The organism is Rudanella paleaurantiibacter (genome assembly GCF_009184635.1).
Taxonomy (GTDB): domain Bacteria; phylum Bacteroidota; class Bacteroidia; order Cytophagales; family Spirosomataceae; genus Rudanella; species Rudanella paleaurantiibacter.
Genome location: NZ_WELI01000001.1, coordinates 919,122 through 937,901 on the forward strand (window position 1 = coordinate 919,122; position 18,780 = coordinate 937,901).

Consider the following 18,780-nt stretch of genomic DNA (forward strand, 5'->3'; position numbering starts at 1 on the left):
AGGCGGGGAGGACGGTGGATAAAGCGATAAAAAGAGGTTTATTGGGCCGAGGGGCCGCAGCCCGTGCCACTAAGCACATACCCGTTGCCGGTAGATTTCACGGTGAGTTGCAACGTTTCGGCCACAATGCCCAGCACGGTTTCGACCGACTCGTTTTCGAACTCGGCAGTCAGTCGGCAGTCGCGGAGCTGCGTGGCTGATAGTTGAATATCGGTTCCGTAGTAGCGGCTAAGCGTTCCCACTACGCCTGATAACGGCTGGTTGGTAAACTGAAGCCGCCGGGTGCTGTATGCCAGCGTGTTGGCGTCGAATGTCGGGAGCCGCCGGAGGGTATCGGCCGTCGAGTCGACCTGTACCTGCTGACCGGGCGTTACGGCTACTTCCTGTCGTTTCTTTCGGACCACCACCCGGCCCGTCTTCACCGATACCTCCACGTTTCGGTTGTAGGCCCGTACCCCAAACGATGTACCCACCACCCGCACGTCGGTGTCCTGAGCATGGATGATAAACGGCTGGTTCGCGTTTGGTTTTACGTCGAAAAAAGCCTCGCCGGTCAGGGTAACCTCGCGGGTGTCGCCGTCAAACGTGGCGGGGTACCGCAACGAACTTTGGCGGTTGAGCAGTACCGTTGAGCCATCGGGCAGGGTAAGCCGTTGGGTACGGTTGGTAGTCGATTGGGTCAGTAACGTAGTCGTCGGGTCGATAGCGTCGGGGTTTTGGTAGGATTGATACGTCAGAAACGCAACAGTGCCGATGAGCAGAGCCACCGCAGCCACGCGGGCCACACGTAGCCAACCGGGCTGCCCCCGGCGGGTAGGTACCTGGGCCGGTGACTCCACTGGTGTGGCCTGCCGGTGCATCTGCCCATGCAGCCGTTGCCAGGCCCGGTCGGTATCGAAGGCCGGGGCCGATTCGGGCCCCGACCGCTTGCCCGCTGCCACCCAGATGCGTTCGAGCCGGGCCAGCTCGGCGGGGTGGTCGGGGCTTTCCAGGAGCCACCGGCGTACAGCAGCCTGCTCGTCGGCGGTGGCCTCTCCGGCTATGTATTTGCCCAGCAGTTCGTCTGACATGAATGCAGTGTAACGTTTATAGTTTTTGGTTTATAGTTTTTGGTTAGTTGGCCGGTAGTGAAGGCGTTGTTTTCCGGCCATCTAAAACGATAAACTAAAAACCATTTAACCCCAGAAGGAGCCACAAAACCAGAAAATCGGCCAGCTCAAGCCGCAAAATTCGTAAGGCTTTTCCAATTTGATTTTCAACTGTTTTAACCGAAATACCCAGCCGTTCGGCAATTTCGCCGTAGCGCAGCTCCTCAAACCGGCTCAGGTAAAACACCCGTCGGCATTGTTCGGGAAGCTGTTTCATGGCTTCGTCGATCCGTTCGCTCAACTCCTGCCCCGCCAGGGCATCCACGGGCGAGAGGCTCGGTGCTTCGCCAACATGTGTTACGTGCTGCCGGTGTTCTTCGCGGATAGACAGGTGCTTGATGCGGTTGAGACAGCGGTTGTGCACCGACCGAAACAGGTAGGCTTTGAGGGAGGTGCTGATGAGCAGGGTTTCGCGCCGTTCCCAGAACGTCAGAAACAGGGCCTGCACTTCTTCTTCGGCATCATCGCGGTCGCGCAGTAGCGTAAAGGCATACTGGCAAAGGGCCGCGTAGTGTTCGCGAAACAAGGTTTCGAACACCCGCTCGTTGCCCTCCCGAATGGCGTCGAGAGTTTGCTGATCCGTCAACTGCACCGATGGTAGAATGGTCTCCTGCAAAACTACACCGTTTCCGGCCTTTGTGGTTGTAGCCGAAAGACCACTGAGTAAGCGGTTACCCCCACGGCTTCGCTAAATTTTTTGCACAAAACGGGTGAAACCCCTTTTGGCAGGCCGGATAGGGGTATTTTTGCCCCTGATGCGGGGCCGTTCGGCTGGCCGCTATCGACCACTCAACCCCTCTTTTGTATGCGCTTTCGCGGTTTGTCTTTCCTGATTTGTTTTGGTTGGTTCTGTACAGTCGCTGTGGGTCAGCCCATTCGGTTCGCGTTTGTGACCGACACCCACGTGGGGGCGCCCGAGACCGCTGCCGAAGACCTCCGCCGGACCGTGGCCGACATCAACGCCCTGCCCAACATCGACTTTGTGGTGTTTACGGGCGACGTGACCGATTTTGGCACCGAAGAGGAGTTGACCACCGCCAAACGAATTATGGATGGGCTGACCCGCAAATGGTACATCTTTCCCGGCAATCATGACACGAAGTGGTCAGAAAATGGCTGCAACCGGTTTCGGGAGGTGTTCGGGGCCGAACGGTTTGCGTTCGATTTTGGGAAGTACCGGTTTATCGGGTGCGGAAGCGGCCCCAACATGCGGATGTCGCCGGGACTGGTAGCCCGCGAAGATGTGCTTTGGCTACGCGCCGAGGTCGAGAAGCTCCGGGGCACCGACCGGCCGGTTATTTTTATGAATCACTACCCACTCGACGATGCCCTCGCCAACTGGTACCTGCTCACCGACGAACTAAAGAAAACGAACGTACAGGCTGCTTTGTGTGGGCATGGACACGCCAATAAGGCAATGAATTACGAGGGAATTCCGGCCACAATGGGCCGCTCGAATCTGCGGGCTAAAGACGCGGTGGGTGGTTATAATCTGGTGACTATTCGGAATGATACCATGACGTTTGCCGTCAGAACGCCCACGGTGGGTGCTCAGGCCGGGCAAACGGCTCTGCCCTGGCGGACTATCGTGCTGGAGAATCACCGGTTCGGGCAAGCATCGAAACCGTACCCACGCCCCTCGTATGCCGTGAATGAGCAATACCCGCAGGTGCAGGCCGTCTGGGAAAAGCAGGACAGCAGCGATGTAGGGGCGGGCATCGTGTCGGATGGGACGTATGCGTTTTACCCCAATACCAACGGTAATCTAGTGGCGCTTTCGCTGGCCGATGGCTCGGTGAAATGGCGTTTTCAGACCGGCGGCAAGGTGTACTCAACCCCCGCTCTGCACAAAAACCGACTGGTATTTGCCTCTACCGACGGTACGATTTACTGCCTCGATACCCGCACGGGTCGCCAACGCTGGGCCCGCAAAACCGGTAAGGCGATTGTAGCCAGCCCACTCATCGACCGGAAAACGGTGTACATTGGCAGTTCGGAAGGGAAATTTCGGGCGTTGGCCCTTAAAAACGGAGCCGAGCAATGGACGTTTGACAAGGTGAACGGGTTTATTGAGTCGATACCCGTAGCCGACAAAGACCGGGTGTATGTAGGGTCGTGGGGGTCGACGTTGTACGCCCTCAACCGCCAAACGGGCGCCCTCGACTGGAGCTGGACCAACGGTAAAAGCCGTAATTTCTCGCCCGCGGCCGGCACCCCTCAGATAGTGGGCGGGCGGATTTTCCTGCAAACGCCCGACCGTACCGTGACCGCACTCGATGCCCAAACGGGCCGCGAAATCTGGAAATCGAACAAGCACAAGGGCTTTGAGTCGAGTGGACTTTCGGAAGATGGCTCGCTCGTGTACGTCAAGTGTATGAACGACACGCTCTGGGCCCTGTCGACGCGGTCGGCGCAGCTACAGCCTGAGTGGTTTGTCAACTGCCGGTACGGCTACGAAATAAGCCCCTCGCCCGTGACCGAGCGGGGTGGGTACATTTTTATCCCCACCGACGACGGGGCCGTGTACGCCGTTGACCGGCAAACCCGGCAGGTGGCCTGGGCGCATAAACTCTCCAATGCGATGGTCAACCGGATTTGGCCACTCAATGGCCGCGAGGTGCTGGTCACGACGATGGACGGTAAAGTGGCCCGGTTGAGGTTTTGATAAATTTGGTTTATCGTTTATGGTTTTTCGTTTTTGGTTGCGGCTGTACGGTTAATCTTTTTTAACAACCGGTCATCATGTTCTGGGTTTTGGGGTGCTGAGCGGTATGTATCTTTGAAAAAACTCCTCCAACCAGTTTATGCTATCCATAAAACAACGATTCAGAATGGGATGGGTTGCGGGCCTTTTGTTGGTCTGTAGCCTGATGGCCCATGCTCAAACGCCTAAAACAGCCGCCTGGAAAACGGGCACTTCGCCGGGTGGGTACACGTATAAGTACCTCGCCAACGACCCCATGCAGGCCCGTTTCTACACGCTTAAAAATGGCCTTACGGTTATGTTGAGTGTGAACCGGAAAGAGCCGCGCATTTTCACGTTTATCCCGACGCGGGCGGGCTCCAATACCGACCCGCGTACCAATACGGGCCTGGCGCACTACCTCGAACACATGCTTTTCAAAGGTACCGACCGGTTCGGGACGCTCGACTGGGCGAAAGAAAAGCCGTTGCTCGACAAAATTGATGCCCTGTATGAGCAGTACAACAAAACGACTGATGAGAGTAAGCGTAAAGAAATTTACCAGCAGATTGATGCCGCATCGGGCGAAGCGGCCAAGTATGCCATTGCCAATGAGTACGATAAGCTGATGGCGTCGATGGGGGCGCAGGGTTCCAACGCCTTCACTTCGTACGAACAAACGGTGTATCTGGAAGACATCCCGGCCAATGCCCTCGACCGTTTTCTGGCGGTACAGGCCGAGCGGTTCCGTAAACCTGTGCTCCGAATTTTCCATACCGAACTCGAAGCGGTGTACGAAGAAAAAAACCGCTCGCTCGACAACGACGGCCGCAAGGTACAAGAGGCCACCATGGCGGCCCTGTTTCCGACGCATAACTACGGGCAGCAGACCACAATTGGTACCGTAGAGCACCTCAAAAACCCGTCGCTGGTTGAGATTCGCAATTATTTCGATAAGTACTACGTGCCCAACAACATGGCCGTGATTATGGCGGGCGATTTCAACCCCGACCAGGTCATTGCCAAAATCGACAAGGCGTTTGCGTACATGCAACGCAAGCCCGTGACCCTGTACAACCCCGTGCCGGAGGCCCCGCTTACGGCCGTGCAGACCCGCGAAGTGTTCGGCCCTACGCCCGAATCGGTCCGAATCAGTTACCGGTTTCCGGGTGGAATTGCGCAGAATCAGGCGGTGGCCATCATGGTCGATGAGCTGATGTCGAACTCGGCGGCTGGCCTGATTGACCTGAACCTGAACAAAGCGCAGAAAATTCTGGGCGGTGGTTCGTCGCCCCAGTTCATGAAAGATTATGGCGTGTGGAGTTTGTTTGGTCGGCCGAAACAGGGGCAATCGCTCGATGAGGTAAAGACCCTACTGCTGGGCGAAGTGGCCAAGCTGAAAAGTGGCGACTTCGACCAGAAGGTGATGACCTCGATTGTGAACAATTACAAAAAGCGGCAGATTGAAACGTTGGAAAACAATTACGGCCGCGCCGATAAGCTGCTCGAAGCCTTTATTCTGTCGGGGGGCAGTTCGTACCCCGATATGATAAGCCTGAACGAGCAGCTGGCGCGGGTGACCAAGCAGCAAATCATGGATTTTGCCAACGAGTACCTGCGCGACAACTACGTGGTGGTGTACAAGCGTAAGGGCGAAGACAAGAGCATTGTGAAGGTGGATAAGCCCGCCATTACGCCTGTTGAGGTGAACCGCGAAGCGCAGTCGCCGTTTTTGCAGCAGGTAAACAATATGCCTATGGGCGAGGTGAAACCCGTGTGGCTCGATTACAAGAAAGATATTCAGCGCGGTAAAATCGGCAAGTCGGGCTCGGTAGAGGTGTTGTACGTAAACAACCCCGACAATGACCTGTTTCGGTTAGCGTACCGGATTCCAATGGGTACCAACCACAGCAAGTTGCTACCTATTGCAACGCAGTATCTGGCGTTTCTGAGCACAAGTAAGTATTCGTCAGAAGCGCTGAGTAAGGAGTTTTTCAACCTCGCCAGCGATTATAACCTGTATTCGTCGGGCGATTACACCACCGTTCGGCTGTCGGGTTTGCAGGAGAACTTCGCGAAAAGTGTAGCCTTACTCGACCATCTGTTGCGGAACTGTCAGGCTAACGAAGCCGCTTTGGCCGACCTGAAAGAGCGGATTCTGAAATCGCGGGCCGACAACAAGCTGAACAAAGGCTCTATTTTGCAGGGCTTGCTCAGTTACGCTCAGTACGGCTCCAAAAATCCGTACAACAATCAGCTCACCAACGACGAACTGAAGGCCCTCACGTCGGCTCAGTTGCTGGAGGTGCTCCATACGTTGTTCGATTACCCGCATCAGGTTATTTACTACGGCCCGCAGCCGTTGGCGGCCCTCGGCACGGCCCTCACGCAGGCGCATCAGATGCCGACCCAGTTTAAGCAGGTGCCCGCCCGGCAGAACTTCAAGCAACTGACGCAGCAAAAGCCCGAAGTGCTGTTTGCTGATTACGACATGGTACAGTCGGAGATTTTCTGGGTACGTAACACGGCCGATTTCGACCCAGCACAACTGCCTACGGTTAACCTGTTCAACAATTACTTCGGTGGCAACATGGCGTCGGTGGTGTTCCAGACCTTGCGCGAGTCGAAAGCGCTGGCCTACTCGACCTATGCCAACTACGACATCCCGGATCGTAAAGACGAGCAGTTTTCGGTGAGTGCGTACATTGGTAGTCAGGCCGATAAATTCCATGAAGCGGTGGCGGGTATGAACGAGTTGCTCAACGCCTTGCCGCAGTCGGATAAGTTACTCGAAACGGCGAAGGTGGGTATGAAAAAGAACCTGCAAACGGAGCGAATCCGGCAGGACGCCATTATCTACAACTACCTCGATGCGGTGGAAAAAGGCATCGACTACGACGCCCGTCAGAAGACATATGAGTCCATTGACAAAATGGGGTACGCCGACCTGAAGCAGTTTGCTGATACGCAACTGGCCAACAAGCCGTACACGCTTTGCGTGGTGGCGTCGGAGAAGCGCGTCACCCCGAACGATCTGGGCAAATATGGCGCCGTGAAAAAGCTAACGCTGGAAGAGATTTTCGGGTATTAATTGTTTACCACCCCCTGACCCCCTCCTGAAAAACAGGAGGGGGATGTGCGCGAGGGAGGTTGAGAGTAGAAATGCACCCACTAAGTTAGCATCTGGTGATGCTGGAAGAGTCGAGGTTTTTGGGAGGTGATTTCTTTCGTTAAAAAATTGTCAGGCAAAGGCTTAACAACGGCTCTGGTGTTGTCTAACGGTTAATCTGACGGGGGAAATTTATGCTGTTTCACCCGGCTATTCGGCTCGACCCTATCTAACCAGGACCCATGCCTGGGTGTGTAAACAAACTCCAGTTGGTCCTTAAAAGCTGCATTGTGCACTACTCTGATAGGGGATAACAGCTTAGTGGCTATCCAGCTGCCTATACAAGCATCTCAACCGGGGGCGTACTGGCCAATGCAGGTAATGTGCTGTCGCTTACAGCCGTGCGGACCATCAATGGTACTGTTCCTGCTGGTGTGCAATATCGGTGGGAAGCCCCTTCAGGGGTAAATACAAGCACAACTGGCGCCATACTCCAGGGCGGTACGACGCTCTCGACAAACCTTTCGGGCTTGTATTCCGTAACTGCTAGCGTGGCCGGGCAGTCGTGTAGTGCAGTGGCTTCCCTCTCGATTACGGTGCAGGGTAGTTTGGACCTGAGCATTACGACTAACCCGCCCGCTAATCCAGCGGTCTGTGCGGGCAACAGCCGGGAAGTACCCTTTACCACGCAGGGAACCGTGCCTACCGGAACGCGCTTTGTGGCGCAGCTTTCCGATGTCTCGGGCAGCTTTGCAACCCCAACTGTGCTGGGTGAAGCTACCCCTGGTAACACGACCCTGAGCAGTGTGCCCGCCACCATACCGGCCAATGCGCCCCCCGGAACCTATCAGGTGCGCATTGTGACGACCAACACGACCCCAATCGTTATTGGTAGCTCGACTCCGCTGACCATCAGTGCCGCACCAGCCCTAAGCATTGTCATTGGGTATCCTAACAACAACACGGTAGTGGCCGATGGGGATTTGGTGACGCTCACCCCCCAACTCACCCCCAGCAGCCCGGTAGCCTCTTACCACTGGCTCAAACCCGACGGCACCACCGCTACTACCGCAACGCTGACGATTCCTTTTGCCGCCACGGCCGCCACAGCGCGCTACTCGCCCACCCTGACAACGGGCAGTGGCTGTGTGCTGACGGGTAGTTCTTCACTGACGCCCACCGAACCTACCTGCGACATCCGTATCGTCAGCAAAGATGGCACCGGGACCGAGACCGACCGTATCCCCCGAGTAGGTGGTTTGCTGGGCAGCCTGACTTTATCGGTTGAGAGCCTGGATGGCATGGCACTGACTGGTTACACTTACGTATGGGAACGTCGGACGGGCGCTCCGGCAACGGGTGTGAGCAGTACTACGGGTGCTAATACCAATAGCGTCACAGTCGTAGCAGTAGGTACCACGTCAACTGTCTCTGCTACCGCTATTGGTGAGTATAGTGTGGTGATAACCGACCCTTCTGGCAATACCTGCGTGGCCTATACCACCCTCTCGGCCAAGCCCTGTACCGAGCGCACAGCCGCCTACACGGGTTGCAAGGACGTGACCGTCCAAAACCCCGACGCCACCAACGCCATTGCCAACCTGGCCCCCGGCGATGAATTCTACGCAGGCGACTACAAAGTGACGGTGACGAGCATTACAGGCGGAGGCCCTGGCGGCTGGACGGGTGAAGGAATTGTAGATGTGACCCTGCTGAAAGGGGTGAACCTACCTGCCCAGGTGACGTTTAGCAACGCCAAGCTGAACGAGTGTTATGAGTTGACGGCTGGAAAGCTGATTACGAAGTACGATCCGAGTTGGTTTTCAACATTGAACAGTTCGAGTACTAACACGGGCAGTTATCTTTTTGATTTAGAGGAGCTAACAAACGAAGTGGCGGATTTGTATAGCACTAGTCTAGCCTCCTTGACTACAGATGATGAAAAAGCTCTTCTCCAAATTGAGGAAATAAAAGATAAAATAACTAGTGACCCGACTCTACCAGAAACTATCAAGCAAGAGCTTCTGACTAGGATAAATGGATTCTTAACTTGTTCAGCATCCGCTTCTGCTAACACAAACCAAGCTTTAAAGAATTCACTGGCTCGGATAGCTGCTTTGGAGCCATGTAACTTAGCGAATTCAGCTCAACAAATAAAAGAGTACCTGAATAGTCAAGAGACTTTAACTACAATTATGAGTAGTAAGGTTCCCTTTGACGATCCACCAACCAGCGTAAAAATTATCAAAAAGGTTGGAACAGGGACTCCTCAACTTTCAAAAATTTACGCAGTAAATGCAGAAGGAGAACTAGTATATTTAGGGCGTGAAGCAGCAAAAAATACCCCAAAAGCTGTCTTACTTGGAAATGTTATTTCTAAGGCCGCAAGCGTAATTGTACTGGTATTTACCCCCACTAGCTTGGGAACAGAGGACGTTGGACCGCTTGCCAATCCAAGAGCTTATGTGGATCAGACATATATTGCGCCAGACCTTAATGCTTCTAAAGAACAAACAGACACCGAAGTTGAACCCAAAAAAGCCCCCAATACGGAACCAGATATAGATGAGGACGATGGGAAGAGATACTTAGTCTACATTGCCAAACGAAACCATAAGAAATGCCTTGAAAAGAAAGTAGATCTTTGCCTTAAATACGTAGGTATTTCTACTGCAAGCGAGGAAGAGTTTATTGGGTTTAGATATCGAGCTGGTGAGATACAGGTAACCGACTTTGTAATCTTCTTTACTAATTTAAAAAAAGGAGAAGCGCGAGGAGTAGAGCAACAGATCATCGAATTGAATAACGGAGGTCAGCCTTATACAGAGCGATTTCCGCAAGGAAAGAATAAAATCATTGACAACATTAAAAACTCAACAAGCCCAACACGTACTACTCTTCGAGACCCTGCTTATACAACACGTAACTTAGCAGGTATACGGGTACTCAATCAGAAGTATCCTAACTTCAGGTGGCAACAAGCTTATGTCCCAAATGCTTTTCCAGCTTTCTCACAGGGAGGGTTTCGCTTTACCGGCCTTGAGTACCAAGGCGATCCCAATTGTGACTGTAACAATAAATCGCGATGAAACTAACAAATGGTTATTCTGGGCTCGTGTTGGAAGTGACACTTGGTCCTAAAATAGGCTACGGCTATGTCCGGCTTACTCAAATTGATTCCCAGTTTGGGTTTTACACCAGCATTTTAGATTGTAGAAGGGGCGAGCCAATCAAGAGATTTGATTTTGAGGAATTTGTGAAACTCGATGATTTAGTTGCTCCCTTTCTAACTGTTGGGCGTCCCCCCCGGAAGGGTAAATTTAAATGGAGGCCTTTAGGGTATTTACCTATGGAAGGAAAAGATTATGTTATTCAAGATTTCAAGGGTGGGTATCCGGGAAATCAAGCTCCAGAGTTAACTAAATGGAGTGTTGTTCGAGGGACTGCTGCAAGTGAAGTTGTTAGGGATGACGCCGGTGAAGTGATGATGTTTAGTTATGAACAAGTAAAGCACCTTGGTTATTATGGTCACATGAGCTTAAGCGAGGCTACCTCAAGAATTATACTTGAATGGATGAAAATACTTAAAATGGACTACATAGGGTATGAGGATGAAGAATTTCCAAAGGATTTGTTGGCAAAGCAGAAAATACAAGTTTCTGTTTCAATACCATATTCAGAGGTGCCAAAAGAAATCCGTGGCAAAGTAATCATTTAAGTTTTCAAGTTACCCATTTTTTTATCTTTCTCTAAGGTACTGTTTCAAAGCCTCTGGAAAGGCTCGCGGTTGTTCTAAGTGAAACTTTTGATGAACGTAGGTGATCTCCAAATTGACCTAATTCAAAACCACCAAACCCATGCAAGGAATACTACCACCCATTCTCCTGCTGACGCTAGCCTTCACCACGCAGGCCCAGCAGCTCACACCGACCCCTGTCACCCTCTCGGCGGACTCGATAACCTTATTCACCCTCGAGGAGAATATCTTTAAGCAGGCTTCGAACTTCATCGGTAACAGAGCATTATTATTCTGCATCTGTTTAGTTCATGATTGTTAAGGATAATGTGTTAACATGGCTTCTCCATCGATTGTAACAACAAGGTTACTTTGCTTCCCAATTCGCCATCACGTATTTGATAAAACAACGAGAGTTTAATTCTGCAACTATATACCACCTTAACTATGCACCGAACTGTACCATTTACACTCCTGCTTTTGGGGCTTACCCCCTGCACAAAGGCCCAGCAGCCCAAAGCCCCACCAGTTACGATTACAGCCGACTCGGTGGTCCTGTTCACTATTGAGGAGGATGCCCTCCAGTCGGGCCGTGAGCTGTTGCGTCAACAGGGCTATGTTTCTCAGATCCAGCTCACCCCTCAGGGGGGCATCCGCTTTGGCGTTTGGCGGCAGCACAACACCTACCTCACCGCTGATAAGGCCACCCGCATCCGCACCGGTCTTAACACCCTGCCTGCCCTCATGCAGCTGAGCTATGAACCTGCTGCTGAAGGGCCCGGAGCCTTTGGCCCCGTGCAGGATACGCCTATCAGTCTCGCCAGTGGTTTAGCTGGGCCCTTACCCTTTCGGGCCAACCGCATCAGCAGTCTGGTCGGTGGGGTGCAAACCGATGGACTGCTCGCCGATCAAACTACAGCAACCGATCTAAATATCCTCCTGGCCGATAAGGATGGAGCGGCCTGGGCAATGGGCTACCGGGGAGACCGCTATATCCGCAGCCGGTTTGCCGTCATGGGCTCCGAGTTGGTCGTCGATTATCAGCCCTTTGCGTTTGTGCCTTTTGCGGCTCGCTATATACCTCAGGGCAAACCCACCATGCGCACGCTGTCTCTGGATCCGGCGGCCAAAAACGGTATTCTCCACACCCGCTATCCGCTCTGGGGGCGGTTGAGCTACTACCACGCCAAAAACCGGGCCATCATCACCCTCGACACCACCGGTAAGGTGTACAGTCAGCTGGGTCTGGCTCAGAATCTTAGAAGCTGTTTGAGTTAGCGATTTGAGTATTTAAGGAGTGGATTTTGGTTGGTAGCAAACCATTTTTTGCAGGTCGTAGCCATAGCTACGGCCCAAAAAAATGGTGCAGCTATCAGCCAAAAGACGCCCTTGAAGGCCAAAGCGATTAACTCAAACAGCTTCTTAACCTGCCCCAAGGCATGGTTCTGCTCAAACGGTCTGAGGTGACAGCCGCCGTGCGGGACATGGGTCGCCACGGCTACGCTCAATCGAACCAGCAAGCACCCCTCCGACTTTGTTGATTCTCCCTCCCGAAAATAGGAGGGTGTTCCGGCGTTCCGGCGTTCCGGCGCTCCGGCGCTCCGGGTTAGGGGGTAAAAAGTACACACAAAAAAACTTCACTAATTATATTTGTGTCCTGATAATTAGCTATTTAATTCAGTTTTTGGCAAAGCTACACGAATGGCCCAAGTCCATAATCTGAGCATTTTAAAGGAAATTCGGCAGTCGCTCCGAAATGAAGCTACCGAGGCTGAAGAGGCTTTGTGGGCTTGTCTGCGCCGAAGCCAGTTAGCAGGTCGAAAGTTTCGACGTCAGCACAGCGTTGGCTATTTTGTGCTTGATTTTTACTGTCCCTCCGAACGTCTGGCAATTGAACTTGACGGTAGCGTGCACGACGAGATAGCTGTGCAGGCATACGACGAAGAACGTCAGCAGGCGATTGAAAGCCTCAACATTCGTGTCTTACGATTTCGGAACGACGAAGTGCTGCACCATGTCGATTCGGTGTTGATGAGAATTCGTCAGGCATTTGTAAGGTAGCTTTTGTTTACCACCCCCTATTTTACCACCCCCTGCCCCCCTCCTGAAAAACAGGAGGGGGAATCGACAACGTCGAAGGGGTTCTTGTTTATACAGTTGAGAAAGACGGTCGATGCCTTTGAAATCTGTGTAAATATAGATTCTCAACATCCCTTTCGCACCTCCCCCTCCTGAAAAACAGGAGGGGGAATCGACAACGTCGGAGGGGTTCTTTTTTATGCGGTTGAGAAAGACGGTCGATGCCTTTGAAATCTGTGTAAATATAGATTCTCAACATCCCTTTCGCACCACCCCCTCCTGTTTTTCAGGAGGGGGAATCGACAACGTCGGAGGGGTTCTTTTTTATGCGGTTGAGAAAGACGGTCGATGCCCTTGAAATCTGTGTAAATATAGATTCTCAACATCCCTTTCGCACCACCCCCTCCTGTTTTTCAGGAGGGGGGCAGGGGGGTGGTAAAATGGGGTGGTAAAAACCACACCTCCGTTCCTTTCTGTCTGAAACAGCAGATCATGAAAGTCCTTCTCTGCTGGCTGGTGTTGCTCGTCAGCCTGCCCACGTTCGCCCAGCGTACGTTTACCAACCCCATCAAAGCATCGGGACCCGATCCGTGGGTTTACAGGCACGACGGTTGGTACTACTACATGAATACCACCGGCCGTAACCTCACCCTCTGGCGTACCCGCAACGTGGCCGATCTGGCTACGGCGGAGCAAAAAGTGGTGTTTACCCCGCCCCCCAATACGGCGTATTCGCGGGATTTGTGGGCCCCCGAAATTCATCGTATTGGGGGCAAATGGTACATCTATTTCGCGGCCGACAGCGTCAATAATCAGACCCACCGAATCTGGGTCGTCGAAAATGCCTCGGCCGATCCGTTTGCGGGCGAGTGGGTGCTCAAAGGCAAACTGGCCGATCCTGGCGACCATTGGGCTATCGACCTCACCGTGCTCGAACACCGGGGGAAGCTGTATGCCGCCTGGTCGGGCTGGGCGGGCTCTAAAAATGGGCAGCAGGATATTTATATCGCCCAACTGAAAAACCCCTGGACCATGCAGGGCGACCGCGTTCGGATTTCGCAGCCGGAGTTGCCCTGGGAGCGGCACGGGCACACCTCCGACGGCGCACAGATGAACGGCGAGCCCCCCGTGGTGCTGGTCAACGAAGGGCCGGAGTTTCTGCAAAACGGCAACAAAACCTTCATCGTTTACTCGGCCAATGCCTGCTGGCTCGACTACTGCATGGGCCTGCTCGAACACACGGGCGGGAGCCTGCTCGACCCTAAAAACTGGCGCAAGCACCCGCAGCCCGTATTTACCCAGAACCCCGAAAACAGCGTGTGGGCACCCGGTCACGGCGGATTTTTTACGGCCTCAGATGGCCGTACGCCCTGGATGATTTACCACGCCAACCCCACCGAAACCGACGGATGCGGCAACCGTCGGGCTCCGCACATTCAGCCGTTTAGCTGGAACCCCGATGGCTCCCCCAACTTTGGTAAACCCGTGCCGAAAACGGCCATGGCTGTTCCCGAATAGGGTAGGTGGACGAGTCCGCTGGCTGGCAAGTATGATCGGGGCCGCCGGAATATCTCGCTATTTCCGCATCTTTGCTCCCAAACTCTTGAGCAGATTGGCATGAATCAGACTCGGCGCGAATTTTTAGAATGGTTTGGAATCGGACTGGCGGGCGTAGGCTTTATGTCGGCCGTGCCCAGCCGGGTAGCCGCCAAAGAAACCTACCTGCCGCGCAGCACGCCCGAAGCGCAGGGCGTGTCGCCCGCCGGTATCGTCAACTTCCTGCAAGTGACCGAACGGCGGAATTTTAAGCTGCACAGCCTCATGGTGGTGCGCAACGGGCACGTGGTGGCCGAGGGCTGGTGGGCACCGTACCGGGCCGACCGGAAACATACCCTTTACTCACTCAGCAAAAGCATTACGGCTACGGCGGTGGGGTTGGCCGTGGGCGAACGACGCCTGACCGTTGAAGATACCGTGGTGTCGTTTTTCCCGGATGATGTGCCCGCCAACGCCGACCCCAAACTGGCGCGTATGAAGGTCAAACACCTGTTGACCATGTCGACCGGGCACGACCTCACTGACGCTGAGGTGTTTCCGCGCCTGTTCGATACGCCCAACGACAACTGGGTACGCACCTTTCTGGCTTTGCCGATTGGGCAGGAGCCGGGTAGCCGGTTTCGGTACAATACCCTGGCTACGTATATGCTCGGGCGTATTGTCCAGAAACTGACCGGTCAAACACTGATCGAGTACCTGACCCCCCGTTTGTTCGAACCGCTGGGCATCGAAGGGGCCGATTGGGAAATTGACACCCAACGCTTCAATGTGGGTGGTTGGGGCCTGCGCCTGAAAACCGAAGACATCGCCAAATTCGGGCAGCTCTACCTCCAATACGGGGTCTGGAACGAGAAGCAGGTGGTGCCTTCGGTTTGGATAGATGAGGCTACGCAGCAGCAAATTGTACAGCCGCGCCAACCCAATGCCCCGCGCCCGCCCGAAACCGACGATTGGATGCAGGGCTACGGCTACCAGCTTTGGGGATGCCGAAACGGTGCCTACCGGGCCGATGGAGCCTTCGGGCAGTTTTGTATCGTCATACCCGACCAGAATGCGGTGGTGGTCATCACGGCCGAACAAGCCGATATGCAGGCCGTGCTCGATGAGGTCTGGAACCATCTGTTGCCCGCGTTTCAGCGCACCAACCAGATTACCGAAACCACCCGTAAAGCGTTTGAGCGGGCCTTCGCCGATTTAGCGATCAGTCCGCCAGCGGGTAGCCTCAGCTCGCCAACCGTCAACCGGGTCAACCGCCGAACCTACGCCATTGGCGACAATCCGCAGGGGGTAAGTCTGGTCAGCCTGGACTTTGGCACCCGCGACTGGGTGCTCGATATGCAGGATCGACAGGGGAAGCATCAGCTCCGGGGCGGGCTGTTCGCCTGGCGCGAAGGCGTCACGACGCTCTCACCTTTGCCGCTCAAGCTCCTCCCAACCCCCGTACCGGGCGAAGTGCGGCATCCAGTAGCCGTAAGTGGAGCCTGGCGCGACCCCAACACGTTTCAGATCACATGCCGCTACGTCGAAACAGCGCATTACGACACCCTGACGTTCCGGTTTGAGGGCGACACGGTACAGATTACCCCCCGCAGTAGCCTGACCGAACTTACCGGCCGACCCGACAAACGCGCCGTGCTCGAAGGAATCTCCCGGCGGTAAATGGGCTTGGTGTTTGTTGTTTTGGAACCGTGCGCGTGCGCAATGCAGGGGTAAAAGCCTCGTGCGGGTTACTTTACCAGGTTGCGAGGTTATACCAACCCTACTCTGGCTTTTCTATGCAAAAAATTATTTTTCCACTGTCCGTTGCAGCCTTGTTGTTTACGACGGGCTGCGGGTCAAAAAATGGTCAATCTGACTCAACCATGACTGATTCAACCGCCAATGCTTCGGCGACATCGTCCGACTCGGCGTCGGCTATTGTGTATCAAGTGAACAACCCGGCAGCCTACGAAGGCGAGGTAAATGGGCAGGCCGTGAAGCTGTTTGTGCTTAAAGATGGCGACATGACGGCTACCCTGTCCAACTTCGGGGCGCGTATTGTACACCTGATTGTACCCGACAAAAACGGCACACCCACCGACGTATCGTTGGGTTTCAAGAGCCTTGCCGACTACCGGAAAGCCAAAGAAAGCTTTTTCGGGCCGGTAGTGGGGCGGTTTGGCAACCGGATTGCCAAAGGGCAGTTTACCCTCGATGGCAAAACCTACCAACTCGAACTGAACAATAACGGGAACACCCTGCACGGCGGGCCGTCGGGCTTCCATAACCAGGTTTGGACCGCGAAGCAAACAGGCGACAAATCGGTTGAGATGACGTATGTGTCGAAAGACGGCGAAGGCGGCTTTCCGGGTACGGTAACGACCAAAGTGACGTTCACGCTCGAAAACAAGGGCCTTAAAATAGACTACGTAGCCACCACCGACAAGGCTACGCCGTATAACCCCACGAGCCACGGCTTTTTTAACCTCAACGGCGAAGGCAGCGGAACGGTCAACAACCACCTGATGCAGATCAATGCCGACCGGTACTCAGTGATCGATGCCGGACTCATTCCGCAGGGCGAACCGGCATCGGTTGAAGGAACGCCGTTCGACTTCCGCAAACCGACAACGATTGGGGCCCGTGTCGACGAGAAAAATGAGCAGCTAACCTTTGCCAAAGGCTACGACCATAACTTTGTTCTGAATCGGAAAAACGCCGATGAGCTGACTGAAGCGTGCGTGGTTACGGGCGATAAGTCGGGGATTACCATGAAGGTGCTCACCACCGAACCGGCCATGCAGTTTTACGGCGGTAACTTCTTCGCCGGGCAGGATACGGGCAAATACGGCCGGGCCATCAATTTCCGCGAAGGGTTGGCCCTCGAAGCGCAGCATTACCCCGATTCGCCCAATCACCCCACGTACCCGAGCACCATTCTGAAGCCCGGCCAAACCTACCGGCAGACTACCGTGTATCAGTTTGGGAAGTAAAGAGGTTTGTGGTTGAAGAGCGAAGCGATGTCCGCCGGGCGGCCCCGATCTTGTTTGGAAAGATGACATCGCTTCGCTTTTTACAACTCGGCCAGTAGTAAATCGGCGATAAGAAAGTACACCCCGATGCCAATGAGATCGTTGGCCGTGGTGATGAAGGGCCCCGAAGCCACCGCCGGATTAATACCGATTCGGTTGAGCAGCAGCGGGGTTACAGTACCCATAAACGAAGCCAGCAGCACCACCGCCAGCAGGGCGGTGGCAACCACCGGAAACAGGCGCGGCTGCCCGATCAGGAAGGTGTACAGACCGGCAATGAGGCCCACCACCAGCCCGTTGATAACGGCCACGAGTAGCGTTCGCAACAACCGTCGGCCGGGGGGGGTACTCAGCCCAGAGGTATCGGCCAGACTTTGCAGAATAAGCGACGAGGTCTGAATCCCGACGTTGCCGCCCGTTGAGCCAATAATGGGAATAAAGGCCGCCAGGGCTGCTATTTTGCCCAGTTCGCTCTGGAAACCATTGATCACGGTAGCCGCCAGCAAACTGCCAACCGCCCCCGCAATGAGCCACGGTAACTGCACTTTAGAGCGGGCCCACACGGTATCGTCTTCTTCAACCTCGCCCGACAGACCCGAAATGACCTGAATGTCTTCTTCAGCCTGCTCGGTAATCACGTCGACCACGTCGTCGATGGTGATGCGCCCCAGCAGCCGCCCCTGCACGTTGACCACCGGAATAGCGTCGAGGTCGTAGCGTTGCATCACCTCAGCCACCTCGTCGACCGGGCGGTAGGTTTCCACGAAAATGATGTCTTTATCGTAGATGTCGGCGATTTTAGCCGTCCGGCGGGCCAGTACAATCTTTTTCAACGAGACCAGCCCGAGCAGTTTACCCACATCGTCGACAACGTATACCGAGTACACTTTTTCTACGTTTTCGGCCTGTTCGCGAATCTCCTCGATACAGGCATTGACCGTCAGGTTGACGTTGATTTTAATCAGCTCCTTCTGCATCAGGCCCCCGGCCACGTCTTCGTCGTAGTGGAGCAGATCGAGAATGAAGCGGGCCTGTTCGCGGTCTTCGAGCAGGCCAATTATCTCCTCCCGAACCCGTATGGGCTGCTCGTTGAGCAAATCAACGGCATCGTCGGAGTCCATGACGTTGACCAGCGGGGCCAGTTCGGCCGAGTCGAACGTAGCCAGCAGATCAAGCCGAACGGCGGGGTCCAGATTCGCCAGAATTTCGGCCCCCACCTCATTGTCGAGGAGGGTGAGCAGGTAACGGGCCTGCTCGGTATCCAACTCATACAGAATACCCGAAATATCGGCCGGGTACAGGGCGTCCATCTCGGCCCGCAGCGTAGTGGCATCGTGCAGGCTGATGGCGTCCTGAATCCGGCTCAGGTATTCTTTGGTGAGTTCGAACGTCATACGTGAAGGAGGAGGGAGCGAAAGAGTGAAAGAGCGAAAGAGTGAAAGAGCGTTCTTGCACCG

General features: G+C 54.4%; 12 protein-coding genes. 9 read left to right on the forward strand and 3 right to left on the reverse strand.

The window, feature by feature from the left end; genetic code table 11:
* Positions 1–38: 38 nt before the first annotated feature.
* On the reverse strand, positions 39–1,070 hold the full coding sequence (locus F5984_RS03560) for a FecR domain-containing protein (RefSeq protein ID WP_152122824.1): 1,032 nt from the start codon (positions 1,068–1,070) through the stop codon (positions 39–41).
* A gap of 94 nt (positions 1,071–1,164) precedes the next feature.
* Positions 1,165–1,764 (reverse strand): RNA polymerase sigma-70 factor, encoded by a 600-nt coding sequence (locus tag F5984_RS03565; protein WP_152122826.1) that lies wholly within the window; start codon positions 1,762–1,764, stop codon positions 1,165–1,167.
* Positions 1,765–1,953: 189 nt separating this feature from the next.
* Between F5984_RS03565 and F5984_RS03570 the strand changes: the two genes are divergently transcribed.
* The 9 genes from F5984_RS03570 (at position 1,954) to F5984_RS03610 (ending at position 17,284) form a co-directional block, all read left to right on the forward strand.
* Positions 1,954–3,813, forward strand: coding sequence for an outer membrane protein assembly factor BamB family protein (locus F5984_RS03570; protein ID WP_152122827.1), 1,860 nt, complete (start codon positions 1,954–1,956; stop codon positions 3,811–3,813).
* Positions 3,814–3,952: 139 nt separating this feature from the next.
* Positions 3,953–6,922 (forward strand): M16 family metallopeptidase, encoded by a 2,970-nt coding sequence (locus F5984_RS03575; RefSeq protein WP_246168800.1) that lies wholly within the window; start codon positions 3,953–3,955, stop codon positions 6,920–6,922.
* 737 nt (positions 6,923–7,659) lie between these two features.
* Positions 7,660–10,029: a hypothetical protein gene (locus F5984_RS03580; protein WP_185155407.1), complete on the forward strand. Its 2,370-nt coding sequence runs from the start codon at positions 7,660–7,662 to the stop codon at positions 10,027–10,029.
* Positions 10,026–10,658 carry a hypothetical protein gene (locus F5984_RS03585; RefSeq protein WP_019987449.1) on the forward strand — a complete coding sequence of 211 codons (633 nt, stop codon included), beginning with the start codon at positions 10,026–10,028 and terminating at the stop codon, positions 10,656–10,658. The genes F5984_RS03580 and F5984_RS03585 overlap by 4 nt, the downstream gene beginning before the upstream one ends.
* Before the next feature lie 465 nt (positions 10,659–11,123).
* Complete coding sequence (locus F5984_RS03590) at positions 11,124–11,954, forward strand: hypothetical protein (RefSeq protein WP_152122831.1); 831 nt, start codon at positions 11,124–11,126, stop codon at positions 11,952–11,954.
* 423 nt (positions 11,955–12,377) lie between these two features.
* Entirely contained in the window at positions 12,378–12,737 is a 360-nt protein-coding gene (locus F5984_RS03595) for an endonuclease domain-containing protein (RefSeq protein WP_019987446.1), read from the forward strand.
* 510 nt (positions 12,738–13,247) lie between these two features.
* On the forward strand, positions 13,248–14,273 hold the full coding sequence (locus tag F5984_RS03600; protein ID WP_152122834.1) for a glycoside hydrolase family 43 protein: 1,026 nt from the start codon (positions 13,248–13,250) through the stop codon (positions 14,271–14,273).
* Positions 14,274–14,372: 99 nt separating this feature from the next.
* Positions 14,373–15,971: a serine hydrolase domain-containing protein gene (locus F5984_RS03605; RefSeq protein WP_152122835.1), complete on the forward strand. Its 1,599-nt coding sequence runs from the start codon at positions 14,373–14,375 to the stop codon at positions 15,969–15,971.
* A gap of 203 nt (positions 15,972–16,174) precedes the next feature.
* Positions 16,175–17,284 (forward strand): aldose epimerase family protein, encoded by a 1,110-nt coding sequence (locus tag F5984_RS03610; protein ID WP_246168802.1) that lies wholly within the window; start codon positions 16,175–16,177, stop codon positions 17,282–17,284.
* Between the two features lie 80 nt (positions 17,285–17,364).
* Here F5984_RS03610 and mgtE read toward each other — a convergent pair whose 3' ends face one another.
* Positions 17,365–18,717 carry a magnesium transporter gene (mgtE, locus tag F5984_RS03615; protein ID WP_152122839.1) on the reverse strand — a complete coding sequence of 451 codons (1,353 nt, stop codon included), beginning with the start codon at positions 18,715–18,717 and terminating at the stop codon, positions 17,365–17,367.
* Positions 18,718–18,780: the final 63 nt, after the last annotated feature.

Excerpts from the sequence above, each read along its gene's own strand:
- F5984_RS03595 (WP_019987446.1), top strand. The coding sequence starts at position 12,378 with ATGGCCCAAGTCCATAATCTGAGCATTTTAAAGGAAATTCGGCAGTCG.
- F5984_RS03570 (WP_152122827.1), top strand. The coding sequence starts at position 1,954 with ATGCGCTTTCGCGGTTTGTCTTTCCTGATTTGTTTTGGTTGGTTCTGT.
- F5984_RS03585 (WP_019987449.1), top strand. The coding sequence starts at position 10,026 with ATGAAACTAACAAATGGTTATTCTGGGCTCGTGTTGGAAGTGACACTT.
- F5984_RS03610 (WP_246168802.1), top strand. The coding sequence starts at position 16,175 with ATGACTGATTCAACCGCCAATGCTTCGGCGACATCGTCCGACTCGGCG.
- F5984_RS03590 (WP_152122831.1), top strand. The coding sequence starts at position 11,124 with ATGCACCGAACTGTACCATTTACACTCCTGCTTTTGGGGCTTACCCCC.
- F5984_RS03600 (WP_152122834.1), top strand. The coding sequence starts at position 13,248 with ATGAAAGTCCTTCTCTGCTGGCTGGTGTTGCTCGTCAGCCTGCCCACG.
- F5984_RS03575 (WP_246168800.1), top strand. The coding sequence starts at position 3,953 with ATGCTATCCATAAAACAACGATTCAGAATGGGATGGGTTGCGGGCCTT.
- F5984_RS03560 (WP_152122824.1), bottom strand. The coding sequence starts at position 1,070 with ATGTCAGACGAACTGCTGGGCAAATACATAGCCGGAGAGGCCACCGCC.
- mgtE (WP_152122839.1), bottom strand. The coding sequence starts at position 18,717 with ATGACGTTCGAACTCACCAAAGAATACCTGAGCCGGATTCAGGACGCC.
- F5984_RS03605 (WP_152122835.1), top strand. The coding sequence starts at position 14,373 with ATGAATCAGACTCGGCGCGAATTTTTAGAATGGTTTGGAATCGGACTG.